This is a genomic window from Sphaerisporangium perillae (genome assembly GCF_023276435.1).
GTDB lineage: Bacteria > Actinomycetota > Actinomycetes > Streptosporangiales > Streptosporangiaceae > Sphaerisporangium > Sphaerisporangium perillae.
On record NZ_JALLPO010000035.1, the window covers coordinates 77,438 to 101,979 of the forward strand.

19 protein-coding genes are annotated in these 24,542 nt (G+C 70.4%); 9 read left to right on the forward strand and 10 right to left on the reverse strand.

What is annotated here, in order from left to right:
• Window positions 1-6: 6 nt before the first annotated feature.
• On the reverse strand, window positions 7-2,748 hold the full coding sequence (locus tag MYF83_RS30275) for a sensor histidine kinase (RefSeq protein WP_248964149.1): 2,742 nt from the start codon (window positions 2,746-2,748) through the stop codon (window positions 7-9).
• Between the two features lie 426 nt (window positions 2,749-3,174).
• Between MYF83_RS30275 and MYF83_RS30280 the strand changes: the two genes are divergently transcribed.
• Genes MYF83_RS30280 through MYF83_RS30295 form a run of 4 tightly spaced genes read left to right on the forward strand, consistent with a single transcriptional unit; the run spans window position 3,175 to window position 8,137 of the window.
• A complete protein-coding gene (locus tag MYF83_RS30280) occupies window positions 3,175-4,257 on the forward strand; it encodes a quaternary amine ABC transporter ATP-binding protein (protein WP_248964150.1) in 1,083 nt (360 codons plus the stop codon).
• Window positions 4,254-6,149, forward strand: a complete 1,896-nt coding sequence (locus MYF83_RS30285; RefSeq protein ID WP_248964151.1) for an ABC transporter permease — start codon at window positions 4,254-4,256, stop codon at window positions 6,147-6,149. Before MYF83_RS30280 ends, MYF83_RS30285 begins: the two co-directional genes overlap by 4 nt.
• A gap of 17 nt (window positions 6,150-6,166) precedes the next feature.
• Window positions 6,167-7,150, forward strand: coding sequence for an ABC transporter substrate-binding protein (locus MYF83_RS30290; protein ID WP_248964152.1), 984 nt, complete (start codon window positions 6,167-6,169; stop codon window positions 7,148-7,150).
• 48 nt (window positions 7,151-7,198) lie between these two features.
• Window positions 7,199-8,137 (forward strand): ABC transporter substrate-binding protein, encoded by a 939-nt coding sequence (locus MYF83_RS30295; protein WP_248964153.1) that lies wholly within the window; start codon window positions 7,199-7,201, stop codon window positions 8,135-8,137.
• A gap of 262 nt (window positions 8,138-8,399) precedes the next feature.
• Here MYF83_RS30295 and MYF83_RS30300 read toward each other — a convergent pair whose 3' ends face one another.
• The 7 genes from MYF83_RS30300 to MYF83_RS30330 all read right to left on the reverse strand — a co-directional run bounded on the left by MYF83_RS30300 (window position 8,400) and on the right by MYF83_RS30330 (window position 16,134).
• Complete coding sequence (locus MYF83_RS30300; protein ID WP_248964154.1) at window positions 8,400-9,584, reverse strand: acyl-CoA dehydrogenase family protein; 1,185 nt, start codon at window positions 9,582-9,584, stop codon at window positions 8,400-8,402.
• An 8-nt stretch (window positions 9,585-9,592) separates the two neighbouring features.
• The gene (dmpG, locus tag MYF83_RS30305) at window positions 9,593-10,615 is read right to left on the reverse strand and encodes a 4-hydroxy-2-oxovalerate aldolase (protein ID WP_248964155.1); all 1,023 of its coding nucleotides are present in this window, start codon (window positions 10,613-10,615) and stop codon (window positions 9,593-9,595) included.
• A 19-nt stretch (window positions 10,616-10,634) separates the two neighbouring features.
• A complete protein-coding gene (locus tag MYF83_RS30310; RefSeq protein ID WP_248964156.1) occupies window positions 10,635-11,537 on the reverse strand; it encodes an acetaldehyde dehydrogenase (acetylating) in 903 nt (300 codons plus the stop codon).
• Window positions 11,538-11,547: 10 nt separating this feature from the next.
• Window positions 11,548-12,348 (reverse strand): 2-keto-4-pentenoate hydratase, encoded by an 801-nt coding sequence (locus MYF83_RS30315; protein WP_248964157.1) that lies wholly within the window; start codon window positions 12,346-12,348, stop codon window positions 11,548-11,550.
• A 147-nt stretch (window positions 12,349-12,495) separates the two neighbouring features.
• Window positions 12,496-13,590 (reverse strand): ferredoxin--NADP reductase, encoded by a 1,095-nt coding sequence (locus MYF83_RS30320; RefSeq protein WP_248964158.1) that lies wholly within the window; start codon window positions 13,588-13,590, stop codon window positions 12,496-12,498.
• 4 nt (window positions 13,591-13,594) lie between these two features.
• The gene (locus MYF83_RS30325; RefSeq protein ID WP_248964159.1) at window positions 13,595-15,268 is read right to left on the reverse strand and encodes an FAD-binding protein; all 1,674 of its coding nucleotides are present in this window, start codon (window positions 15,266-15,268) and stop codon (window positions 13,595-13,597) included.
• Window positions 15,265-16,134 (reverse strand): alpha/beta fold hydrolase, encoded by an 870-nt coding sequence (locus MYF83_RS30330; RefSeq protein ID WP_248964160.1) that lies wholly within the window; start codon window positions 16,132-16,134, stop codon window positions 15,265-15,267. The genes MYF83_RS30325 and MYF83_RS30330 overlap by 4 nt, the downstream gene beginning before the upstream one ends.
• Before the next feature lie 248 nt (window positions 16,135-16,382).
• On the opposite strand from MYF83_RS30330, the gene MYF83_RS30335 reads away from it, so the two are divergent.
• Window positions 16,383-16,970, forward strand: a complete 588-nt coding sequence (locus tag MYF83_RS30335; RefSeq protein WP_248964161.1) for a flavin reductase family protein — start codon at window positions 16,383-16,385, stop codon at window positions 16,968-16,970.
• A gap of 66 nt (window positions 16,971-17,036) precedes the next feature.
• Here MYF83_RS30335 and MYF83_RS30340 read toward each other — a convergent pair whose 3' ends face one another.
• Window positions 17,037-17,927 (reverse strand): IclR family transcriptional regulator, encoded by an 891-nt coding sequence (locus MYF83_RS30340; protein ID WP_248964162.1) that lies wholly within the window; start codon window positions 17,925-17,927, stop codon window positions 17,037-17,039.
• 387 nt (window positions 17,928-18,314) lie between these two features.
• Between MYF83_RS30340 and MYF83_RS30345 the strand changes: the two genes are divergently transcribed.
• Complete coding sequence (locus MYF83_RS30345) at window positions 18,315-19,985, forward strand: alpha/beta hydrolase (RefSeq protein ID WP_248964163.1); 1,671 nt, start codon at window positions 18,315-18,317, stop codon at window positions 19,983-19,985.
• A gap of 36 nt (window positions 19,986-20,021) precedes the next feature.
• Here the strand turns inward: MYF83_RS30345 and MYF83_RS30350 are convergent, their stop codons facing one another.
• Window positions 20,022-21,320, reverse strand: a complete 1,299-nt coding sequence (locus tag MYF83_RS30350; protein ID WP_248964164.1) for an acyl-CoA dehydrogenase family protein — start codon at window positions 21,318-21,320, stop codon at window positions 20,022-20,024.
• Window positions 21,321-21,391: 71 nt separating this feature from the next.
• Between MYF83_RS30350 and MYF83_RS30355 the strand changes: the two genes are divergently transcribed.
• From MYF83_RS30355 to MYF83_RS30365, 3 genes are all read left to right on the forward strand, one after another.
• Window positions 21,392-22,582 carry an acyl-CoA dehydrogenase family protein gene (locus tag MYF83_RS30355; RefSeq protein WP_248964165.1) on the forward strand — a complete coding sequence of 397 codons (1,191 nt, stop codon included), beginning with the start codon at window positions 21,392-21,394 and terminating at the stop codon, window positions 22,580-22,582.
• A gap of 124 nt (window positions 22,583-22,706) precedes the next feature.
• Window positions 22,707-23,210, forward strand: coding sequence for an MFS transporter (locus tag MYF83_RS30360; protein ID WP_248964166.1), 504 nt, complete (start codon window positions 22,707-22,709; stop codon window positions 23,208-23,210).
• 51 nt (window positions 23,211-23,261) lie between these two features.
• On the forward strand, window positions 23,262-24,116 hold the full coding sequence (locus MYF83_RS30365; protein WP_248964167.1) for a shikimate dehydrogenase: 855 nt from the start codon (window positions 23,262-23,264) through the stop codon (window positions 24,114-24,116).
• Window positions 24,117-24,542: the final 426 nt, after the last annotated feature.

Consider the following 24,542-nt stretch of genomic DNA (forward strand, 5'->3'; position numbering starts at 1 on the left):
GCTCGTTCACGACTCCTCCTCGTTCCTGATCTCAGCCCGGCCCTTCCTGATGCCCTGCTGGAAGCTTGCGAGCCTGCTGCGTATCCGGTCAGGGGAGATGGGGGGCGCGGGCGAAGGGGGCGCGGAGGCGGCCGGAGCCACGGTGCCCGGCACGAGGTTGGCCTTGGGCTCTCGCTTGGGCAACCCGGACGCGGTCACTCCGCCATGGCTGGGCTCGCTCACCGCCGCTGCGGCCCGCCAGCCGGAGTCGGCCGGTGAGGACCAGACGTCGCCGGTGGCCGGCTTCTCGGCGGCGGGCTTTGCGACGGCAGGCTTCGCGGCGACGGGCTTCTCGACGACGGGTTCCACCTTTTTGAACCATCCGGACTCGACCGACGCGAAGATCGGCAGGTACTCCTCCTCGCCGGTGTCCATCGGCGAGGTTTCGAGCCTGGGCAGCGGGCGGGTGGCGTCCATCTCCCTGGGATCCCTGCGCAGCTCTTCGCGCAGGCGGCGGTCGAGCGGGCCTGGCTGGCTGAACGCCGGGAAGTCGGCGGAGGGCGGACCGACGGGGCCGAAGGCCCCTTGATCGAAGGGGGAGGCCTCCACCGGCGGCGTGCTGTCGAATGCGAACCACGTCCCGTCGGTCCGGGGCCCCTCCCTTGTCGGCACGCTCGCCGGCCTCGGGTGCGACCGGTCGAGAGTGTCAACCGGGGGCGGGGGGTCCAGCGAGGGATGCCCGTAGCCCGCGGGGCCCGTCGGGGCGGAGATGGTCGCCTGGGGCGTCACCGGAGTCTGCCCAGGGATCGGGGCGAGCAGGGTCTCGGGGATGAGCACTATGGCGGTCAGCCCGGCGACGTCGTGCTGGCGGAGCTGGATGCGGATGTTGTGCCGAAGGGCCAGCCGGCCGACCACGAACAGTCCCATGCGGCGAGAGACCGACACGTCGACCACCGGCGGGTTGGCCAGCCGCCAGTTCGCCTCGCCGAGATCGGCGGCATTCATGCCGATGCCCTGGTCGGTGATGGAGATCATCAAGCCGCCGTCGTCGATGCGGTTGCTGGAGATGACCACCTTGGTGTCGCGCGGGGAGAACGACACCGCGTTCTCCACCAGCTCGGCGAGCAGGTGGACGATGTCGCTGACCGCCTGGCCGGCGATGGCGACTTCCGACCGCACATGCGTCACGACGCGGTCGTAGCTCTCCACCTCGCCCTGAGACGCCCTGACCACGTCGATGAGCTCGACCGGCTGGCTCCACTTGCGCGCGGCGTCCTGGCCGGCGAGGACCAGCAGGTTCTCGCTGTTGCGGCGCATGCGGGTGGCCAGGTGGTCGAGCTTGAACAGGTCACCGAGCCGGTTGTCGTCGCGCTCGCCGCGCTCGAGCCGCTCGATCAGCGTCAGCTGCCGCTCGACCAGGGCCTGGCTGCGCCGCGACAGGTTGACGAACATCGCGTTGACGTTGGCGCGCAGCTGGGCCTCGTCACCGGCCAACCGTACGGCTTCGCGGTGCACTTCATCGAAGGCCCGCGCCACCTCGCCGACCTCGTCCTTGGTGAAGACGCCGATGGGTGCGACCTCGGAGGGGACCGCGCCGCCGCGGGATTCGCGCAGCCGCTGGACGAAGTCCGGCAGCCGTCGCCCCGCGATCTCAAGGGCCTCGCTCCGCAGGAGGCGCAGCGGGCGCTCCAGCGAGCGGGCGACTCCCGTGGTGATCAAGAGCACGACGATCAGCAGGGCGGCCACGGCGGCGGCGACCACGTAGGCTCTCTGCTGCTCGTTGGAGCTGAGCTCCTCGGTGCGAGTGACGATGGCCGTGGCCTGCCGCTGCTCGACCGTGCGCAACGCATCGACGACGACCTTCATCGCGTCGAACCACTCGCGGGCGTCGTCGCGCTTGCTCCGGTCGAGACCCCTCAGCGAGACGCCGGAGCCGGCCCTGATCAGTATGAGCTCCCGGAGGAACTGCGCCCGCTCGGCTGACCCGGCGTTGACCGTCTCGTCATAGAAGCGGCGCTCGTCTGAGGTGGCGTCGTCGGTGAAGGCCTTGCGTTCGTTCTGCTCTCGTGCCAGCTCGCCGAGGAACCGCTGGAGCTGATCCTGTTCGAATCTGCCCGCCACGAGCACCGTTGTCAGCAGCGCATGTTGCAGCGACACGCTCTCCTTGGCGCGGGCCAGTGCGTCGAGCGTCACGGACTGCTGGACCAGCACGTCGTCCTCGCTGCCCTTCCCCAGCTCGTCGTTGATCGAGATCAGATCGCCGATGACGGTGGTGTAGAGGTCGATGGCGGCGCCCGGCAACAGCTCCGAGTCGAGCGCCTGGTTGCGCAGTTCTGACAGGTCGTCGAGCCGGGTCAGCACGGTCTCGATCTCGTCACCGGTGCGGCTGTTCGTGTAGCCGCCAAGCAGGCGGGCGCTCTCGCGTACCTTCTCGGCCGCCTTGTCGACCTCGTTCATCTGATCGCGCACGGCGGAAGCCGCGCTGGTAGGGCGCCCGAGCGCGATGTACCAGGAGGTGCGCGCGCGTTCGGCGGAAAGTCTGTGGGTAAGCGCTCCCACCCGGTCGGAGAACTGGGCGAGCAGGTTGGCTTGGCTGTACGCACCCGCGGCGCTGGTCGAGTTGATGACCTGCACGCCACCGAGGAGCACGGCGGCGGCCGTCGGAATCAGGATCAGGGCCACGAGCCGTGCGCGCACGCGCCAGTTGCGCAGCCGCCAGCCGCCGCGCTCAGCGGCCCTCGGCTGCTGCTCGCCGATCTCAATGCTCACCGAACGCAACCTCTCGCGCGATGTCGGCGTATGTGTGTGCGGGGGTCTCATTGGTGAGGCTCTTCGGAAGATCCCAGCAAGTGCCCGCTATTTGAACACATCAGCACCACTAGGGCCAACAGAACATAACGTGACAAAAGATAGCCATGCGACGAGAGCATAGGGAAGGCCTGCGGTCCGCATTCGGGCTTCACGAAAATGTGATTAAGGTATACATGCAACCATACATCACTTTATGTGGCCTTTTAGGTGTTTGGTGCGTTCCATAATCGGCTGTTCCTGGTAACGACCCGTAGGCGCCCTGGTCTCTGGAAGATCACGACGTTGTGACTTGCGTTGTTTAGGTCATAGGTTTGACCCCCGCCGAGCCTGCCTCGGCAAATCGGACGGCGCCGAATACGAGGCCGCGAGCTTCTGGAGGAGAAAGTGGCAGCCGAGCGGAGTTCTGCTTCCGACGGTGCGGTAATCGAGGTCGCCGGACTGTGGAAGATCTTCGGCCCACGGTCCGAGAGGGTGCTGGCCTGCTCCGACAAGGACCTCGACCCCGCCGCGCTTCGAGAGAAGACCGGCTGCACGGCCGCCGTCAGGAACGTGAGCTTCCAGGTGCGACCCGGTGAGGTTTTCGTCGTCATGGGCCTGTCCGGCAGCGGCAAGTCCACCCTCGTACGCTGCCTCACCCGCCTCATCGAACCGACGGCAGGCGAGATCAGGATCGGCGGGGAGGATGTCGGCAGCGCGTCCCCTGCCCGTCTGCGCGAGCTGCGCCGCCACCAGGTCAGCATGGTGTTCCAGCACTTCGGCCTGCTGCCGCACCGGCGGGTGATCGACAACATCGCCTATGGCCTGGAAATCCAGGGCATGGCGAGGGCGGACAGATACAGGCGCGCCCGAGAGATCCTCACCTTGGTCGGCCTCGACGGTCACGCCGACTCCTATCCCGACCAGCTCTCCGGCGGCATGCGGCAGCGCGTGGGCCTGGCCAGGGCGCTCGCGGTCGATCCACAGGTGATGCTGTTCGACGAGCCGTTCAGCGCGCTCGACCCGTTGATCCGCAGGGACATGCAGGCCGAGGTGATGCGGCTGCACCGCGAGGTAGGCAAGACCATGGTCTTCATCACGCACGATCTGTCGGAGGCGCTCAAGCTTGGCGAGCGCATCGCGATCATGCGTGACGGTTCGATCGTGCAGCTCGGCACGGCTGAGGAGCTGGTGGGCGCGCCTGTCGACGACTACGTGGCCGACTTCGTCCGCGACGTGCCAAGAAGCCATGTGCTCTCGCTGCGCTGGATCTGCCGCGATCCCGAATCCGATGAGCACCTCGACGGTCCCGTACTGCCCGCCGACATGATCATCAGGGATGCCATTCCCGCGTCGACCGCCTCCGCCAGGCCGATCAGGGTCGTCCAGGGGGACGAGCTGGTCGGTGTGGTGGACCGCGTCGACATCCTCACCGCCATGACATCCGATGCGGGGGCGCCTGCCGTACACGCAGAGAAGGCGAGCGCGTGAGCGCGCCCGCCGTGCCGGTCACGGCGCCTCAAGGGACCCTGCGGTTACCCCGCTGGGCCGTGCTCGCGGGCATCGCGGTCCTGTTCACCGTTGGTTACCTTCTTTACCGCGGCACCGGCACGCTCCCGCACGACGACGAAGCCGCGCCCTTTCTCTTCATCAACGACGCGCGGGAGACCATCGACGCGGGCCGGAACGAGAACCCGCTCTTCCTCTACTTGATCAACTACCTGCGGCTGTTCACCGCCGGCCTCTACGACCTACTCGAGGTCGGCCTGACCGCCCTCGGCTGGCCCGGGCTGATCGGCGTGATGGGCGCGCTCGGCTGGCTCGCGGGCGGCTGGCGGATCGCGCTGCTCGCTGCGGCCGGGTTCGTGTCGTTCGGTGTGCTAGGCCTGTGGGAGGCCAGCGTGCTGACGCTCGCCCTCATCGTCGCCGCAGTGCTGCTCGCGCTGGTCGTCGGGATCCCGCTGGGCATCTGGACGGGCGGGTCGGCGCGGGTGCGCAGGTTGATCACCCCGGTCCTTGACGTCATGCAGATCATGCCGACGTTCGCGTACTTGGCGCCGATGGTGCTCTTCTTCCAGATCGGACCGGCCTCCGCGACGGTCGCGACGCTGATCTACGCCCTGCCGGTCACGATCAGGATCACGGCGCTCGCCATCGAGCAGGTCTCACCCACCGCCATCGAGGCGTCGGCGTCGCTCGGCGCGACCCGCCGGCAGACCTTGCGCAAGGTGCAGCTGCCGATGGCGCGGGAGACGATCGCGCTGGCGATCAACCAGACCATCATGATGGCGCTCTCGATGGTCGTCATCGCCGCGCTGATCTCCGCGCCCGGCCTCGGCTCCGACATCGTCCGCGGCCTGTCCAGAGCGAACGTCGGCTTCATGCTCCCCGCAGGCGTCGCGATCGTGATCATGGCGATCGTCCTGGACCGGATGACCATGGCCGCGGCCCGCAGGCGCGTCTCCGACCGCGTCAGCTACGTCGCGGCCGGGATGCTGGCGCTCGCCGGCCTGGCGCTGGCCGCCGTCCTGCCGGCCGAGTTCCCCGAGGAGTGGCGGATCAGCTTCGCCGGTCCGGTGAACGACGCTGTCACCTGGGCCAAGTTCAGCTGGTACGACGTCACCACGGCGATCAAGAACATCAGCAGCGAGGCCCTGCTCAACCCGCTGCAAGGGCTGCTCACTTCCGCGCCGTGGTGGCTGGTCGCCGCCGCGGTGCTGGCCGTGGCCTGGTGGTCGAGCGGGGTACGTCCGGCATTGACCGCGCTCGGCTGCCTGGTCGCGATCGCACTGCTCGGCCTCTGGGAGCACGGCATGGAGACGCTCACCACCGTGCTCGTCGCGGTGGCGCTCACCCTGCTCATCGGGCTCCTGCTCGGCATCGCGGCGGCGCGCTCGCTCAGGTTCTCCGCCGTGCAGCGACCGCTGCTCGACGCGGCGCAGACCATGCCCGCGTTCGTGTACCTGCTCCCCGCGCTCGCGTTGTTCGGCGCCACCAGGTTCACCGCGATCTTCGCCTCGGTGATCTACGCGGTGCCACCGGTGGCACGCCTGGTCGAGGAGGGCATACGCGGCGTCCCGCCGACCGTGGTGGAAGCGGCGGTCTCCACAGGATCCACCTCGGGGCAGTTGCTGTGGAAGGTGCAGTTGCCCATGGCCCGCAGGGCGATCCTGCTCGCGGCCAACCAGGGCATCGTCATGACCCTCGCCATGGTCGTGGTCGGCGGGCTAGTGGGCGCGGGCGGGCTCGGTTACGACGTCGTATCCGGTTTCGTGCAGCGCACCGACTTCGGCATGGGCTTCACGGCAGGCGTCGCCACGGTGCTGCTCGGGATCATGCTCGACCGCATCACGCAGGGTGCCGACAGGCGCCCGTCCCCTTAGAAGAAGAAGAGGAACGCATGAAGATCGGAAGTAGGGTTCACCTGCTCGCCGGTGTTCTCACCCTTGGAATCGCGATCGCCGGATGCGGCGGCGCCAAGGTGGGTGAAGGCACCGGTTCAGCGGCCCCGCAGGCGAGCTCGGGCGCACCGGCGGCCGCCGGCACTGTCAAGATCGCCATCAACCCCTGGGTCGGATACGAGGCCAGTGCCGCCGTTCTGGCCCACGTCTTGGAGAAGGAGGGCGGGGTCAAGGTCGAGAAGAAGGAGCTGACCGAGCAGGTCTCCTGGGAGGGCTTCGAGACCGGCGAGGTCGACGTCATCGTCGAGAACTGGGGCCATCCCGAAGAGGTGAAGAAGTTCATCGACGAGAAGAAGGTCGCCCTCTCCGCCGGTTCGACCGGCAACAAGGGGGTCATCGGCTGGTACGTCCCCAAGTGGATGGCCGACCGGTACCCCGATATCACCGACTACAAGAACTTGAACAAGTACGCGGACCTGTTCAAGACCTCCGAGTCGGGTGACAAGGGCCAGCTGCTGTTCGGTGACCCCTCCTACGTCAGCAACGAGGAGGCGATCATCAAGAACCTCAAGCTGGATCTCAAGGTCGTCACCGGCGGCAGTGAAGCGGCGCTGATCGAGGGCGCCACCCAGGCTCAGCAGCAGAAGAAGCCGCTGCTGTTCTACTTCTGGAACCCACACTGGCTGTTCAGCCGGGTCGAGCTGGCCCGCGTCAGCCTGCCCGCGTACACGGAGGGCTGTGACGCCGACGCCAAGAAGGTCGCCTGCGACTACGCGGAGCTCGACCTCGACAAGATCGTCAGCAAGAAGTTCGCTGACACCGGTGGCAAGGCCTACCAGATCGTCAAGAACTTCCAGTGGACCAACGAGGACCAGAACTCGGTGGCCAACGACGTACAGAACAATGGCCTGTCCGCCGAGGACGCCGCCAAGAAGTGGGTCGACGCCAACCCTGCCAAATGGCAGGCGTGGATCCCTCAGTGACATGACGACCGTGGCCCCCTGCCCGGGGGCCACGGTCCGGAGGCTCTGATGAGAACGAAACAGTTCGCCATGGCCCTCGCGATCTGCGTGATCCTGACCGGCTGCACGTCCGAGGAGCCGGGATCGGCCGCGAAAGGGTCCAAGGGTACGGTCAGGATCGCGATCAATCCCTGGGTCGGATACGAGGCGAGCGCCGCCGTGCTGGCCTATCTCCTGACGCACGAACTCGGCTACAAGGTGGAGACCAAGGAGCTGCCCGAGGCCGAATCCTGGGAGGGGTTCGAGAGCGGCGATATCGACGTCGTCGTCGAGAACTGGGGCCACCCCGAGTTGAAGAAGAAGTTCATCGAGGACAAGGGGGTCGCGGTTTCCGCCGGGCTCAACGGCAACAAGGGCGTCATCGGGTGGTACGTCCCCAAGTGGATGGCGGACAAGTATCCGGACATCACCGGCTGGCAGAACCTCAACAAGTACGCCGGCCTCTTCAAGACCGCCAAATCCGGAACCGCCGGTCAGGTGCTCGACGGCGACCCGTCCTTCGTCACCAACGACGAGGCTCTGGTCAAGAACCTCAACCTGAACTACAAGGTGGTCTACGCGGGCAGCGAGGATGCTCTCATCAAGGCGGCCAAGGAGGCCACCGCGCGCAAGACGCCGCTGCTGATGTATTTCTACGAACCGCAATGGCTGTTCACCGAGATCAAACTGGCCAAGATCAATCTGCCCCCTTATGCCATCGGCTGTGATGCCAGTCCCAAGAGGGTTGCCTGCGACTACCCGCCCTACCTGCTCGACAAGATCGTCAGTAAGAAGTTCGCCGGCACCGGCGGCAGCGCCTATGAGCTGGTCCGGAACTTCGTCTGGAGCAATGACAACCAGAACGCGGTCGCCAACGACATGACCAACAAGGGCATGTCCGCCGAGCAGGCCGCAAAGAAATGGGTCGAGGCCAACAAGCTCATATGGAAGGACTGGCTGCCCAAGTGACCCTCACCAGTCCTTCGGTGGCCAGGCGGTCGAGCGGGCCGTAGAGGGTGCCCGGCCCCAGGCGGACTGCCGGGGGCCACTCCTATGGGAGCGGCCCCCGTGCTCAGTGGGTGAGCCGTGTGGGTCACAGGATCGGCTCGGCCTCGCCTACCGGCTGCCTGGTCCAGGCGCGCGCTGCAAGCCGCCGGCGAAACAGAGTCCCTTCTCGTGGACCTCGCAAAGGCCATCACCTTCGGCTTCGGCTGCGCGCGCCCGGGCCGGGTCAGATCATTGAGCGCATTGGGCCGTGGGGGGGTTCGATGTCGAGTTGGGTCAGGGCGGAGACGTGGAAGACGGCTCCGGGGACGTGGATGGCGTGGGTCAGGCCGACGTGGGCGTCGCGCCAGAAGCGCTGGATGGGGTTGTCCATCCGCATGGCGTTGCCACCCGACCGTGCCACGATCTCGTCCACGGCGCGCACCGCCCGCCAGGCCGCCTGGACCTGGGTGCGGCGGCCGACGGCGCGCTCGTCGAAGGTGACCTCGCGGCCGGCGGCCACGATGTCGTACATCCGCGACGCGTTGTCCAGCAGCGCCGACCGCGCCGCGGCGATGTCGGCCGCCGCCTCGCTGATCGCGTAGAGCACGTACGGATCATCCTTGATCTGGGTGCCGGTGATCTGGACGCGTCCCTTCTGATAGGCCATGTGGTGCGCGAGCGCGCCCTCGGCGGCGCCGATCACCGCGGCGGTGATGCCGAGCGGGAACGCGGCGGAGAACGGCAGGTGGTAGGTCGGGTTGGTCAGGCCCGCCTCCTTGGCCGCGGTGCCGTCGACGACCTTGGCGTACGGGATGACCCGGTGGTCGGGGACGAAGGCGTTCTCGACGATGACGTCCTTGCTGCCGGTGCCGCGCAGGCCGACCACGTCCCAGGAGTCCTCGACGATCCGGTAGTCCGACCGCGGGAGGATCAGGTGCAGCGACACCGGCGGCCGGGCCATCTTGCCCTCCTGGTCGCCGAGCATGCCGCCGAGGAAGATCCAGTCGCAGTGGTCGGTGCCGGAGGAGAACTGCCAGCGGCCGTTGAAGACGTAGCCCCCCTCGACCGGCCGGGCGATGCCCATCGGCGCGTAGGGCGAGGCGATCCAGGTGTCCTGGTCCTCGCCCCAGACCTCCTCCTGCACCTTGGGGTCGGCGTACGCCATCTCCCACGGGTGCACGCCCACGACCCCGGCCACCCAGCCGGTCGACCCGTCCAGGCTCGCGAGCTTCATGACGGTCTCGGCGAACTCGCGCGGGTGGAACTCGAAGCCGCCGTAGGTCTTCGGCTGGAGCATCCGGATGACGCCGGCCTCGCGCAGCACCTTGGCGGCCTGGTCGTCCAGCCGGCACAGCGCCTCGTTCGAGGGGCCGAGCGCGCTGATCTCCTCGGCCCGTTGTGTGATCGCTTCGAGTACCCGGTTGGCCATGTCGTGTCTCACTTCTTCGCCGCGAGGGCGACTGCGATTTCGATGAGCTGGTCTTCCTGGCCGCCGACGAGGTTGCGGCGACCGGCCTCGAGGAGGATCTCGGCGCCCGGCACGCCGTACTTCTTGGCCTGGCGGTCGGCGTGCTTGAGGAAGCTCGAGTAGACACCGGCGTAGCCCATGGTGAGCGACATCCGGTCGAGCAGGCACTCGCCGTCCATGATCGGCCGGACGACGTCCTCGGCGGCGTCGATGATCTTGATGGTGTCGATGCCGGTGCGGATGCCGAGCTTCTCGGCGACGGCCGCGAACGCCTCCACGGGCGTGTTGCCGGCCCCGGCCCCGAACCTGCGGGTCGAGCCGTCGATCTGCACGGCGCCCGCGCGCACGGCGATCACCGAGTTGGCGACGCCGAGGCCGAGGTTCTCGTGGCCGTGGAAGCCCACCTGGGCGTCCGGCCCCAGCTCGGCCACCAGCGCGGCGACCCGGTCGCCGGTCTGCTCCATGATCAGCGCGCCGGCCGAGTCGACGACGTACACGCACTGGCAGCCGGCGTCCGCCATGATCCGGGCCTGCTCGGCGAGGGCCTCGGGCGGCCGGCTGTGCGCCATCATCAGGAACCCGACCGTCTCCAGGCCGAGCTTCCTGGCCAGGCCGAAGTGCTGCACGGAGATGTCGGCCTCGGTGCAGTGGGTGGCGATCCGGCAGACGCTCGCGCCGTTGTCGGCGGCCTCGCGGATGTCGTCCTGGATGCCGAGGCCGGGCAGCATCAGGAAGGCGATCTTCGCGCGCTTCGCCGTCGCCACCGCCGCCTTGATCAGCTCCTGCTCCGGCGTGTGGCTGAAGCCGTAGTTGAACGACGAGCCGCCGAGCCCGTCGCCGTGCGTGACCTCGATCACCGGCACGCCCGCGTCGTCGAGCGCGCCGACGACCGACCGGACGTGCTCGACCGTGAACTGGTGCCGCTTGGCGTGCGAGCCGTCGCGGAGCGAGGAATCCGTGACCCGGATGTCGAGGTCGGCGCTGTAAGGCATGGGTCGATCTCCCTGGTGTCTAGGAGCGCTCGGAGAGGATGCGCCGCGCGAAGCCCTCGCCGACCTTGGTGGCGGCGGCGGTCATGATGTCGAGGTTGCCGGAGTACGGCGGCAGGAAGTCCCCCGCGCCCTCGACCTCGAGGAACACGGCGACCCTGGCGAGCCCGCCGCTCATCGGCGTGGGGTCGTCGAACTGCGGCTCCGCGCGCAGCCGGTAGCCCGGCACGTACGACGCCACGGCGGCCACGACCTCCTTGATCGAGACGGTGATCGCCTCCCGGTCGGCGTCGACGGGGATCGCGCAGAACACCGTGTCCTGCATGAGCATCGGCGGCTCGGCCGGGTTCAGGATGATGATCGCCTTGCCCTTCCCCGCGCCGCCGATCGTCTCGATGCCCCGTCCGGTGGTGCGGGTGAACTCGTCGATGTTGGCGCGGGTCCCCGGACCGGCCGACGGTGAGGCGACGCTGGCGACGATCTCGGCGTAGGCCACCTCGGTGACCCGCGAGACCGCGTGCACGATCGGGATCGTCGCCTGCCCGCCGCAGGTGATCAGGCTGACGTTGGGCGCGTCGAGGTGGGCGCCGAGGTTGACGGCGGGCACCACGGCGGGCCCGAGCGCCGCGGGGGTCAGGTCCACCGCCTGGATGCCGAGGGCCAGGTACTTCGGCGCGTTCTCCTTGTGGACGTACGCCGAGGTCGCCTCGAAGACGATGTCGGGCCGTTCGCCCTGGTCCAGCAGCCGGTCGACGCCCTCGGCCGAGGCGGTCAGGCCCGCGGACTCCGCGCGCTTCAGCCCGGGACTGTCCTGGTCGACGCCGATCATCCAGCGCGGCTCGATCGCCTCGGAGCGCAGCAGCTTGTACATCAGGTCGGTCCCGATGTTGCCCGAGCCGACGATCGCGGCGGTCGCCTTGGTCACTGTGTCACCCTCATTCGAATCGCGCGGTCACGGAGCCGAGTCCGGCGAACTCGGCGCGGAAGGTGTCGCCGGGCCGCGCGTCGACCGCCCTGGTGCACGACCCGGGAAGGACGACGTGCCCGGCCTCGAGCTTCACCCCGAAGGAGGCCACCTTCCTGGCCAGCCAGGCCACGGCCGTGGTCGGGTTCCCGAGGACGGCGCTGGTGTTGCCCCTGGCGATCTCCTCGCCGCCTGCGTAGAGCACGGCCTCGATGTCGGCCACGTCCAGGCCGGCGGCGTCCAGCTCGGCCGGGCTCATCCGGGCGGAGCCGAGGAGCACTCCGGCGGAGGAGGCGTTGTCGGCGATGGTGTCGGCCAGGCGGATCCGCCAGTCCCTGACGCGGCTGTCGATCAGCTCGATGCTCGGCACGACGTAGGCGGTGGCGGCCAGGACGTCCTCTTCGGTGCACCCCTCCCCCGGCAGGCTCGCCCCGAGCACGTACCCGATCTCGACCTCGACCCGGGGGTAGCAGTACCGGCCCGCCGGGATCGGAACCTCCTCCGAGAGCACCATCGTGTCGAGCAGGTGGCCGTAGTCGGGCTCGTCCACGCCCATCATGCGCTGCATCACCGGGGAGGACAGCCCCACCTTGTGCCCGTACACCCGGGCGCCCGCGGCGAGGCGGCGCCGGATGTTGGCGAGCTGGATCTCGTAGGCGTCCACCGCGTCGATGCCAGGGCAGGTGTCCGTCAGCGGCTCGATCGGCTCCCGATCACGCTCCGCCGCCCACAGCCGTTCGGCCAGGGACGCTCGCCGCGCCTCATCCAGCATGCGGTCCTCCCGCGTGTCGGGTCTCGTACCGCGCTCGCGCCGCGGTTCGATGGGGATGGTCAACGGTGGTGCAAAGCTTCCCGTCATGGCGTCCCGGCCGGGGCCCGCTTCCCGCTCAGTGGGAGCCGCGCGAGACGGGGAACGGGATCAACCGTCGTAGGTGACCTTGAGCCGCTCGCTGACCGGGATCGCCTGGCAGGACAGGATCAGGCCGTCGGCCAGGTCCTGCCGGTCGAGCACCGTGTTGCGCTCCATGGTGACCTCGCCCTCCAGCAGCACGCAGGCGCACGCGCTGCAGGAGCCCTCGCGGCAGGAGTACGGCGCGTCCATGCCGGCCGCGAGCAGGACGTCCAGGAGCCGGTTGCTCCTCGGCCAGGCGACCGTCCTGGTCTCCCCGTCCAGCTCCACCTCGACCGTGCTCGCGGGGCCGGAGGCGTCGATCGGCGCGACGGACCCGGTGAACGGGTCGGTGGCCAGCGACTCGAAGCGCTCGACGTTGACGCGCGGGACGCCCAGCCGCTCCAGGGTCCGCGTCGCGAGATCCATGAAGGGTCCCGGTCCGCAGACGAACGCCTCCCGGCCGGCGTACGGCCGGGCCAGCGTGGCCAAGCCCGCCTCGGTGGGCAGGCCCTGCACCGACTCCAGCCAGTGCACGACGGTCAGCCGCTCGCCGTACTCGGCGGCCAGCGCGACCAGCTCGTCGCGGAAGATCACCGACTTCTCGTCCCGGTTCGCGTACAGCAGGGTGACCGCCCCGGTCCCGGCGCGCAGGCACGACTTCAGGATCGACATGACCGGCGTGACGCCGCTGCCGCCGGCCAGGAGCAGCAGGTCCTCGTCGAGCGAGGCGGGGGTGAACGTGCCCGAGGGCCGCAGCACCTCCAGCACGTCGCCCTCGGTGACGTTGTCGCAGATCCAGTTGGAGGCGTAGCCGCCCGGGGTGCGTTTCACCGTCACCTTGAGCTTCTCGTCGCAGACCGGCGAACTGCTGAGGGAGTAGCAGCGCGCCGCGCCGCCCTCGCGGGTGGTGGGCACCCGGATGGTGAGGAACTGGCCGGGCCGGTAGCCGAACCTCGCGTGGTCGCCGTCGGCGGGCTCCAGCACGAGCGAGTGCGCCTCGGCGGTCTCCCGGATCACCTCGATGACCCGCACCGCGAGCGGTCCCGGCTGCGGCGCGCGTTCACCGGCCGGCGGTCCCGGCTGCGCCCCGCCTTCACCCGCCGGCGGTCCCGGCTGCGTCATGCCCTCACCCGCCCGTGGTCCCGTCCATGCGCGACCGCTCGGCCGCGTGCCGGGCGGCGATGTACCCGAAGACGATCGAGGGGCCGATCGTGGCGCCCGGACCGGCGTACTCGTTGCCCATCACCGACGCCGAGGCGTTCCCGGTGGCGTACAGGCCCTCGATGACCGAACCGTCCTCGCGCAGCACCCGGCTGTGCTCGTCGCACACCAGCCCGCCCTTGGTGCCGAGGTCTCCCACCTCGACGCGGACGGCGTGGTACGGCGCCTGGTCGATCACGTCGAGGTTCGGGTTCTTCAGCGTCGGGTCGCCGTAGTAGCGGTCGTACGCGCTGTCGCCGCGCCCGAAGTCCGCGTCCTTGCCGGCCCTGGCGAACCCGTTGAACCGCTCCACCGTCTCGGCCAGCGCGTCCGCCGGGACGCCGATGCGCCCGGCCAGCTCGGCGATCGTGCCGGCCTTGAACGCGATGCCCTGCTCGTAGAACTCCTTCGGGATCGGCATCCCCGGGAGGATCTGCGCGAACGGGTAGCGCGCCCGGGCCTTCGCGTCCATCACGAACCAGGCGGGGACGTGCCCGCCCGCGAGCTGGTCGTGCACGAAGTTCACGTACGGCGAGGACTCGTTGGTGAACCGCCTGCCCTCCGCCGACACGATGATCGACGGCGGGATGCACCGCTCCGACACCAGCGGGATGGTCGCACCGGCGGGGTGCCGCACGGCCGGCATCCACCAGGCGTCGTCCATCAGGTCCAGGGCCGCGCCGAGCCGCTCGCCCGCCTGGATGGCGTCGCCGGTGTTCTCCCGGGCGCCCATGCCGAAGTCGGCCCGGGCGCCCTCGGGCAGGTACTTGGCGCGCATCTCCTTGTTGTGGTCGAAGCCGCCGGCCGCCAGCAGCACGCCGAGCCTGCCGCCGACGCGCACGGGCTTGCCGTCGCGCTGGGCGACGATCCCGGTGACGGCGCCGTCCTCGCCGGTGACCAGGTCGGTCATGGGGGTCTTCAGCCAGAGCGGGATCCCCGCGTCCTTGAGCGCCATCCGCATCCGGGCGACGAGCGCGCGCCCGCCGGTCGCCATGTGGCGGCGGCGGACCAGGTTGGAGGAGACCCGCCAGGCCGCGACGACCGAGGCCCAGCGTCCGCGCCAGGTGCGCTTGACCATGGCCAGGTCGTGGTAGTCCTTGCTGGTCACCCACAGGCCGAGCGGGCCCTTCATGCTGTTGGGGCGCTGGTGCCGCTCATCCTCGCCGAGCTTGCGGGTGTCGAACGGGAGCGCCTCGATCGATCGGCCCCGCGGCCGGCCGCCGTCCAGCTCGGGGTGGTAGTCGGAGTAGCCCTTGGTCCAGAAGAAGCGCATCCACCGGCTCTGGCCGAGCAGCTTCATCGCGGCCGGGCCGTGGTCCACGAAGGCGTCGAGCCGGGCGGCGGGCACCCGTCCCCCGGTCAGCAGGTCGAGGTAGCGGCGGATCGACTCGCGGCTGTCGTCGTGGCCCTTGGCGCGCAGCGTCGGGTTGTTGGGGATCCAGATGCCGCCGCCGGAGACGGCGGTGCTCCCGCCGTACTTCGAGCCCTTCTCGACCACGACCACCGACAACCCGCCGTCGTGCGCGGTCAGCGCGGCGGCCATCCCGCCGCCGCCACTGCCGACGATGACGAGATCGAACTCGTGGTCCCAGTCGCTCACCGGTCGTCCTTCCTGGTCAGGAAGGCGAGCACGACGCTCTCCCAGGCGGCCTTCTGCTCGATCATCACCCAGTGGCCGCAGTTGGGGAACACGTGCAGCTCGACGTCGGGGATGGTCCGCATCGGCACGATCGCCATGTCCAGCGGGCTCACCCGGTCGTCACGCCCCCACGTGATCAGCGTCCTGGCCTTCAGCCTGTGCAGCATCGCCCAGTACGGCGGGGCCTCGGATCTGGCGGCGGCCGCCGTACGGGCGGCGAACGCGGCCCGGCCGTACATGCGGCGGGCGGCGGCCAGCGTGGCCGGGTCGGTGGCCTGGGCCCAGCGCTCCTCGATCAGCTCCTCGGTGACGATCGCCGGGTCGTGGACCATCGAGGTGAGCCACTGGACGAGCGCCTCCCGGCTCGGCCGCTCGGTGAACTCCATGAGCAGGTTGATGCCTTCGCCGGGGCCCGGGCTGAACAGGTTCTGCCCGATGCCGCCGATGGTGACCAGCCGGCGCACCCGGTCGGGGTGCGCGATCGCCACCTGGGTGGCCACGATGCCGCCCATCGAGTTGCCGATCACGTCGACCTGCTGGAGGCCGAGCCCGTCCAGGAAGCGGGTCACCGCGCCGTGCGCGGCCACCATCGGATGCTGGTCGGTCGGGTCGCTGACCCCGAAGCCGGGGAACTCGAGGACCAGGCATCGGAAACGCTCTGCGAGGACGGCCAGGTTGCCGCGGTAGTTCCGCCAGCCGGTGACACCCGGACCCGAGCCGTGCAGGAGCAGCAGCGGCGGGCCGTCGCCGGCCTCGTGGTAACGCAGCACGCCCTGCCCGGTCGCCAGTTCACGCGCCGTCGACTCGTAGGTCAGCTCGGTGGTCATCGCCCGTCCTGTTGATAGGAATGTCGGCTTCCGGGAAGCTAACCGACATGGCGGACGGGCGTCATGATCATCCCGATCAGCGAGACCGGGGCCGGGCCACCGGACGGCCGGACGGGCCACCGTCCCGGGTGGCGAACCCCTCCCACTCAACGGGATCCCGCTGTCTGGGCGCCGCCTTGGGGTTTGTAGGTTCATCGCGTGAGCCGCCGCGACGCGGCGGGTGTGACTCCGCACCCGAGGGGACCCCCATGACCGCTGCATCCGCCGACTCCGCGCTCACAACGCCCCCATCAGGCGCCACCGCGCCCACCCCTTCGGAGTTCCGGCGCGCGATGGGGCTGTTCGCGAGCGGCGTGACGGTGGTCACCGGCATCGACGGCGGGGAGCCGGTGGGCTTCGCCTGCCAGTCGTTCGCCTCGGTGTCCCTGGAGCCGCCGCTGATCCTGTTCTGTGCCGACCACAACGGCCGGACGTGGCCGAGGATCAAGAGATCGGGACGGTTCTGTGTGAACGTGCTGGGCGAGGACCAGGTCGACCTCTGCGGCCGGTTCGGTTCCAGCAAGGGCAAGAAGTACGAAGGGCTCGACTGGGAGCTCTCCCCATGGGGCGCGCCGGCGCTGCCGGGCGTGCTGTTGCGCGTCCACGCCGAAGTGCGGGACGTGCACGTCGCCGGCGACCACGACGTGGTGATCGGCGCGGTCCTCGCCTTGGAGCAGGTCATCGAGCAGCGCCCGATGCTCTTCTTCCAGGGCCGGTTCGGCCTCGACCGGCACGAGACGCCCGATCAGGCGCCCCTCGGCCCCAACCTGTGGGGCTGGGGCGACCACTGGGGGTGACCCGGCCGTGCGGGACCCCGGCGGGGTACGCCCGCCGCCCGCCTCCGCCGCCCGCCGCGGAGGAGCTCAGAGCCAGTCGCCGTTCTGGCCGACGGCCAGGAACCGGTTCATGGTCTCCATGGACCACGTCCGGTCCGGCGTCCGGCCGGCGTAGCGGGACGCCCGCGAGGTGCGCTGATCGGAGAAGAGCGCGAGCGCGGTCTGCCGCACGGCGTCGAGCACGAGCGGGGCGACCTTCTCCAGCGGCGTCCGGGCGTCGCCCACCAGGGAGATGCTCGCCACCGGCCCCTCCTGGCCCCGGATGGCCGCCGCCACGCAGGAGATGTCGGGGAAGCACTCCCCCCGTTCGAAGGCCAGCCCCTGGCGCTGCCGGATCCGGTTCAGCTCCTGGTGCAGGGTGTTGATGTCGGCGATCGTCTGGTTGGTCAGCCGGCTGATGGAACCGCCGATCAGCGCGTCGACCTGCTCGGGCTCCAGCCAGGCGAGGATCGCCTTGCCGAGCGCCGTGCAGTGGGCCGGCGCCCGGCCGCCGACGCGGGAGGGAACGGACGTGGCGAACCGCCCGCCGACCTTGTCCAGGTAGAAGACGTCCGAGCCGTCGAGGACGGCCAGGTGGACGACCATCCCGGTCCTGATCTGGAGCCGGTGCAGCAGCGGCGCGGCGGCCTCGCGGATCTCGCCGTGGCTTCCGTCCCTGCCTCCGAGGCCGAGGGCCCGCTTGCCCAGGCTGTAGCCGAAGGAGGTGTGATCGAGCCAGTCCAGCCGTACGAGCTGGTCGAGGATCCGGTGCGCCGTCGAGCGCGGGAGGTGGGTGCGGCGGGCCACGTCCTCCAGCGTCAGACGGGTGGAGCGGCCGGTGAACTCATCCATGATCAGCGTCATCCGCTCGACCATGGAGGGCGGCAGCTCTCGCCGTCCGGGGACCGCGGGCTCGGATTCAGCGCTGAGAGCGGGCATCACACCTCCCAAAACTGAAATGAATTCTCGCTTGGAATCTAGCAACGAGACGCGGCCGAGGGAAGAGGCGGCAAAGCACCCATAACCGGCCCGCCGCCTGACTCCGGTCAGCGAGACCCGCAGGCACGGCTTCTTCCTCCTCCACTAGAAAGACTTCCGCCGGCGGGGTCAAGACGATCGGGTCCGGTAGCCGGCCGCCCCAACGGCCAGGCCGGGCGAACCGGTCTCGCATACGCCGTCCCGAGACGAAGGTCTCCGATCGCGCCTCCACCGGCGCCGGAGCGGGGGACCTTCGTGCCGATTGTCGGGAAAGCGGTAACCTGACCGCCGTCGGGCCCCACGGCCGAGCCGCGAGCCTCGGGCCTTTACTGAAGGGGGAGCCGGCACGTGGCGGCGATCGGGGGCCCGGTGGGGAATGGCGGGCGTGGGCGGATCGCCCTGCGGCTGGACATGGCAGGGAGCATCCTGGCCACGATCTTCTTCTGCCTGTCCCTCACACCATCGCTGCTGCCGCGTTCGTGGTTCCTGCAGGGCCTCATCGCGGGGGTGCTCTCCGCGACGGGCTACCTGGTCGGGGTGATCCTCAGCGCGGTCGTCCGCCGGATCACGTCCTGGCGCCCGGGCCCCGAGCGGCTGCGCATCGTCCGGTGGGTGATCTCGATATTGGGGTCCGGCCTCTGCGCCGCCTCTTTGGTCCTCGGCGTCGGCTTCCAGCGCGAGATATACGCGTTGATGGGGTTACATCCGCCCGAACGGCTGGGCTACCTCGGCGTGCCCCTGGTGTCGACGGCCGTGTTCCTGGCGTTCCTCGCCCTCGCCCGGGCGTTCCGGGTCGCCGCCCGGGCGCTGGGCCGCGTCCTCGCCAGATGGATCCCGCCCTCGGTCGCCCGGTTCGGCGGGGTGCTCGGCGTCACGTTGCTGGCCTTCTCCCTGACAGACGGCGTCCTCACCGAGGCACTGCTCAAGGGGGCCGACAGCAGCTTCGCCGCGCTCAACCGCGAGACCAGTCCCGGCACGTCACCGCCGCGGGCGGCCACGCTGTCGGGCGGCCCCTCCTCCCTGGTCTCCTGGGCCTCTCTCGGCCTGGAGGGCCGTGACTTCGTCGCGGGCGCGGCGGCGCCGGACGAGCTGCGGAGGTTCAGCGGGCGCCCCGCGACCTCGCCGATCCGCGTCTACGCGGGGCTCGACTCCGCAGCTACCGTGCAGCGGCGGGCCGCCCTGGCCGTACAGGAGCTGGAACGCACCGGCGCGTTCAGCCGCAAGGTGCTCTGCGTGATCACGACGACGGGGACGGGGTGGGTGGATCCGCAGGCGGCCGCCGCGCTGGAGTTCATGTACGGGGGCGACACGGCGCTGGTCTCCATGCAGTACTCCTACCTGCCGAGCTGGCTGTCGTTCGTGGTGGACCGGGAGCGCGCCCAGGCGGCCGGACGGGAACTGTTCGAGCAGGTGTACGCCCGGTGGGCCCGGCTTCCCGCGGGGCACCGCCCGCGGCTGCTGATCTTCGGGGAGAGCCTCGGGGCGTTCGGCGCCGAGTCGGCGTTCAGCGGCGACCAGGACCTGCGCGCCCGCACCGACGGGGCGCTGTTCGCCGGCCCGCCCGACAGCAGCCAGCTGTGGCGCAGGTTCGTCGACGAGCGCGACTCCGGCAGCCGGGAGGCGCTGCCCGTCTATCGCAAGGGCGAGACCGTGCGGTTCGCCAACCGGCCGCCCGACCTCACCTCGCTGACCTCACTGTGGAGCACGCCGCGGGTCGTGTACCTCCAGCACCCCTCCGACCCGATCGTGTGGTGGACACCCCGCCTCATCCTCCACAAACCGGACTGGCTGCGGGAGCGGCGCGGAGACGACGTGCTGCCCGAGATGCGGTGGTACCCGTTCGTGACGTTCTGGCAGATCACAGCCGATCTGGCGGTCTCCCTGGAGGCGCCGCCCGGGCACGGCCACGACTACGCGGGCGAGGTCGTCGCCGCGTGGGCGCGCATCGCACCACCGGACGGCTGGGACGACCTCCGCACCGCCGCCCTCACCGGCCTCCTCCAACACCCCCCTCTGTGACAGACGACCCGGGGACGGGAGACGGCGGCGGGGAGGTCAGGGACGGATCTCGCGGGGTAGGCCGAGGACGCGTTCGGCGATGATGTTGCGCTGGATCTCGTTGGAGCCCGCGTAGATCGTGTCCGCGCGGGAGAACAGATACAGCCGCTGCTCGTCGCTCAGGTCGTACGGCGGCCCGTCGGCGATCATCCCGGCGGCGCCGAGCACGTCCATGGCCAGCTCACCCAGCTCCCGGTGCCAGGTGCCCCAGACCAGCTTGGAGATGGACGACTCCGGGCCCGGCGCGCCGGCGGCGATGCCCGCCATGGTGCGCACGGCGTTGAGCCGCATGGCCTCCAGCCCGATCCAGGAGCGGACGAGCCGGTCGCGCAGCAGCGGGTCGTCGAGGGCGCCGGTCTCGCGGGCCAGCGCGATGATCCCTTCCAGCTCGCGGCGGAAGCCCACCTGCTGGCCGAGGGTGGCCACGCCGCGCTCGAAGCCCAGGGTGGCCATGGCGATCTTCCAGCCGTCGCCGGGGGCGCCGATGATGTTGGCCGCGCCGGTGACCGCGCCGTCGAAGAAGACCTCGTTGAACTCGCTGGTCCCGGTCATCTGGACGATGGGCCTGATGTCCACCCCGTCCTGCCGCATCGGCACCAGAAGGTAGGACAGCCCGTGGTGACGCGCGGATCCCGGCTCGGTGCGGCACAGCACGAAGCACCAGTCGGCCTCCATGGCCAGCGAAGTCCACACCTTCTGCCCACTGACCCGCCACCGCCCGCCCTCCTCCCCACCGTCCAGCCCACCGACCGACCGTGGGCCGCCACCCTGCCCACCAACCGACCCGCCACCACCATCCCGCTCGCTCCCTGCCGCACGGCCGCCACCCTGCCCGCCGACGGCCCCATGGTCATCGACGAGTTCCGCGCGGGTCTGGACGTTCGCGAGGTCGGAGCCGGCGCCAGGCTCGGAGTAGCCCTGGCACCACAGCTCCTCGGCCGCGACGATCGGCGGCAGGAAACGGGCGCGCTGCTCATCGGTGCCGAACGCGATGATCGTCGGGCCGAGCAGGTTCTCGCCGATGTGGTTCACCCGGGCGGGCGCCCTGGCCAGCGCGTACTCTTCGTGGAAGACGACCTGCTCCTCGACGCTCGCGCCCCGGCCGCCGTATCGCTCGGGCCAGCCCAGGCAGGTCCAGCCGGCCGCCGCCATGTGCCGCTCCCAGGCCAGGCGGACGTCGAACGCCTCGTGCTCGCGGCCGGGCCCCCCAAGCCCCCGCGCCCCCGCGAACTCGCCCGACAGATTCTCCTCCAACCAGCCCCGCACCTCGGCCCGGTAGGTCTCGTTCGGCTTCACGCCTGGCACTCTACCAAACGGTTGTTAGATAATAGCGAGGGAACGCTCCGCCGAACTACCCTGGGACCGCCATGATCGTGACTGACGAGCAGGAGGAGTTGCGGCGTACCGTCCGTGCTCTTCTCGAGCGCAACCCCCCGGCACGGCCCGCGGCCGACGGTGTGCCGGGCTACGACGAGGGTGCCTGGCGGCTGCTCGCCGGGCAGGTCGGCGCCTTCGGGCTCGCCGTACCCGAGGAGTACGGCGGGGCGGGCTGCACACCGGCCGAGACCCACATCGTGTGCGAGGAACTGGGCCGCGCCCTCACCTCGGTGCCCTACCTCGGCTCGGCGGTCCTCGCCACCCAGGCCCTGCTCGCCTGCGGGACGACCGCCCCGCTCCCCGGCCTCGCCGACGGCACCCTCGTCGGCGCCCTCGCCTGGGCCGAGAACGGAACCTGGGACCCGGCCGCGATCCGGACCCTCGCGACGGACGGTGAGCCGACCGCGACCAGGGAACGGACAGCAGAGCCGGCTGGGGGCAGAGAACCGGCGGCGGAGCTGGTCGGGGTCAGGGAGCCGGCGGCGGAGCTGGTCGGGGTCAAGGAGTATGTGCTGGATGGGGCACGGGCCGATCTGTTCATCGTGCCCGCGCGGACACGGGACGGCGACCTCGCCGTCTACGCCGTCGAGCCGTCAGCTCCGGGCGTGCGGGTCGAGCCGCTGGTGACGCTCGACCGGACCAGGCCGCAGGCCCGCGTGACCTTCCAGGCCGCCCCCGCGCGGCTGCTCAGCACCGACGGCGACCGCGTCTGTGAACGGCTGCTCGCGGTGGCCGCCACCGCGCTCAGCGCCGAACAGCTCGGCGGCGCCGCGCGCTGCCTGGAGATGACCGTCCAGTACGTGAAGACCCGGGAGCAGTTCGGCCGGCCGATCGGCTCGTTCCAGGCGGTCAAGCACCGGCTGGCCGACCTGTACGTGCTGGTCGAGTCGGCCCGGTCGCTCAGCTACGACGCCGCCCGCGCCCTCGCCGAGGACGCCCCCGACCTGGCCGTGCGCGCGTCGACCGCCCAGGCGTACTGCGCCGAGGCGTTCTCGGCCGTCGCCGCCGAGACCGTCCAGCTGCACGGCGGCATCGGCTTCACCTGGGAGCACGAGGCGCACCTGTACTTCAAGCGCGCCCACTCCTCCGCCCACCTCTTCGGCACCCCCACCTGGCACCGCACCCGCCTCGCCCCGACCGTGCTCGGCCCTTGGCCGGGAGACCTCAGTCGCCGCCTCTGACCCGCCAGCTCGCCGAGGAGGCCGAATACGGCAGGCTGTGGCGCGGCCTGTTCCGCGACCTGGACGGGGTCTGGGCCCTGTCCTTCGCCGTCAACACCATCAAGCTGGACAGGTCCGCCCTGCTGTGGGTGAGCGTCCTGGCCAACACCGTGGCCCTGGCGGCCATCCCCTGTGGGCCACGCTGTCGGACCGGATCGGGCGCAGGCCGGTGTTCATCTTCGGCACGGCCGGCTGCGCCGTGCTGATGGTCGCCTACCTGTGGGTGATCTCCTTGGGCGGTTACGCGCTCATCTTCATCGTCGGCGTCCTGCTGCTCGGGGTCGTCGGCAGCGCGGCCAACGGACTCCAGCCGGCGTTCTACGGCGAGATGTTCTCCACGCCCGTCCGGCTGTCGGGCGTGGCGATCGGAACCCAGATCGGCTACGCCATCGCCGGGTTCTCCGCCACCTTCGCGGCCTCGATCGCCGGCCCCGACGGCACAAACTGGCAGGGAGTCGCGGTGCTGGCGGCCGTCCTGTGCGCAATTCCCGTCATCGCCGCGGCGACCGCGCGGGAGACGTACCGCATCCCGACCGAGCGGCTGGGTATGAAGCCGGCGAAGGGAGCGCCGGCGGAAGCGCCCGCCTGACCCGAACGGACCCCCACCCATCTGTCCCGGTTGCTGGAGAAGAAGGCAAGGATGGCCTCCCACCTGATCGGCCTGATCGGCTCGGGCGTCGGCCCGTCCCTCAGCCCCGCCCTGCACGAGCGGGAGGCCGACCACCACGGTCTCCGTTACCTCTACCGGGTCATCGACATCGCGCGGCTGGGCCTCGGCCCGGCCGCGGCCGGTGACCTGGTGCGGACGGCGCGCCGGCTCGGCTACACCGGGCTCAACATCACCCACCCGTGCAAGCAGACGGTCATCGAGCACCTCGGCGAGCTGTCACCGGACGCCGAGACGCTCGGCGCGGTCAACACCGTGACCTTCGACGGGGAGCGTGCCATCGGGCACAACACCGACTGGACCGGGTTCGCCCGGTCGTTCGCACGGGGGCTGCCGGACGCGGCGACCCGCAGGATCGTGCAGATCGGGGCGGGGGGCGCGGGAGCGGCGGTCGGGCACGCGCTGCTGACGCTCGGCGCCGACCACGTCGTCCTCGCCGACGCGCTGCCGGAGCGGGCGGAGTCGCTGGCCGCCGAGCTCGGGCGGCGCTTCGGCGCCGGGCGCGCCGGCGCCGTGTCCCTCGCCGAGGCGGGCCGCCTGCTCGACGGCGCGGACGGGCTGGTCAACGCCACCCCGGCGGGGATGGCGGCCTACCCGGGGACGCCGGTGCCGGTCGAGCTGCTGCATCCCGGCCTGTGGGTCACCGACGTCGTCTACCGCCCGCTGGAGACCGAACTGCTGCGGAACGCGCGCAGGCTCGGCTGCCGCACGCTCGACGGAGGCGGCATGGTGGTCTTCCAGGCCGCGCACGCCTTCCACCTCTTCACCGGCATCGAGCCCGACGCCGAACGGATGCTCGCCCACCTGACCGATCTCGTCGCCGCCTGAACCCGGGAGAACGGCATGCGCACGTCCATCGCCATGTGGCGCTGACCCAGCCCTGGCACCACTTCGACGAGGCCGTGCTGTTCTACCGCGCCGTCCTCGGCCTAACCGAGAGCCAGACAGTCACCTGATCGGGCGGGCAAGTCCGTCGGCAGCGGCGTGCTCGTCGAGGCGGCGGGCCAGCGCGCGCACGAGATCGCGCAGGGCGGCGGGGTGTTCGATGACGAACGGACGGTCCAGAGCGGCGAGTACGGGGGGGAATCCAGTCCAGCCGTTCGGCTCGAATCCGGACGTGGACCCATCCGGTGCGTTCGTCGGCTGCCGCGGGGCCGTTTGAGCCGTCGGGGCGGGTGTCGCCTGTGTCGGCCCGGTTGGCGTCGTCGGGTGTGGCCGTGGCCGGGATCGTGGACAGGGTGGCGATTTCGGCCG

What these genes read in the sequence shown, in the direction of transcription:
- MYF83_RS30330 (WP_248964160.1), bottom strand. Translation starts at nt 16,134, where the DNA reads ATGACCACCGAGCTGACCTACGAGTCGACGGCGCGTGAACTGGCGACC.
- MYF83_RS30340 (WP_248964162.1), bottom strand. Translation starts at nt 17,927, where the DNA reads ATGCCCGCTCTCAGCGCTGAATCCGAGCCCGCGGTCCCCGGACGGCGA.
- MYF83_RS30355 (WP_248964165.1), top strand. Translation starts at nt 21,392, where the DNA reads ATGATCGTGACTGACGAGCAGGAGGAGTTGCGGCGTACCGTCCGTGCT.
- MYF83_RS30295 (WP_248964153.1), top strand. Translation starts at nt 7,199, where the DNA reads ATGAGAACGAAACAGTTCGCCATGGCCCTCGCGATCTGCGTGATCCTG.
- MYF83_RS30315 (WP_248964157.1), bottom strand. Translation starts at nt 12,348, where the DNA reads ATGCTGGATGAGGCGCGGCGAGCGTCCCTGGCCGAACGGCTGTGGGCG.
- dmpG (WP_248964155.1), bottom strand. Translation starts at nt 10,615, where the DNA reads ATGCCTTACAGCGCCGACCTCGACATCCGGGTCACGGATTCCTCGCTC.
- MYF83_RS30335 (WP_248964161.1), top strand. Translation starts at nt 16,383, where the DNA reads ATGACCGCTGCATCCGCCGACTCCGCGCTCACAACGCCCCCATCAGGC.
- MYF83_RS30290 (WP_248964152.1), top strand. Translation starts at nt 6,167, where the DNA reads ATGAAGATCGGAAGTAGGGTTCACCTGCTCGCCGGTGTTCTCACCCTT.
- MYF83_RS30320 (WP_248964158.1), bottom strand. Translation starts at nt 13,590, where the DNA reads ATGACGCAGCCGGGACCGCCGGCGGGTGAAGGCGGGGCGCAGCCGGGA.
- MYF83_RS30365 (WP_248964167.1), top strand. Translation starts at nt 23,262, where the DNA reads ATGGCCTCCCACCTGATCGGCCTGATCGGCTCGGGCGTCGGCCCGTCC.
- MYF83_RS30300 (WP_248964154.1), bottom strand. Translation starts at nt 9,584, where the DNA reads ATGGCCAACCGGGTACTCGAAGCGATCACACAACGGGCCGAGGAGATC.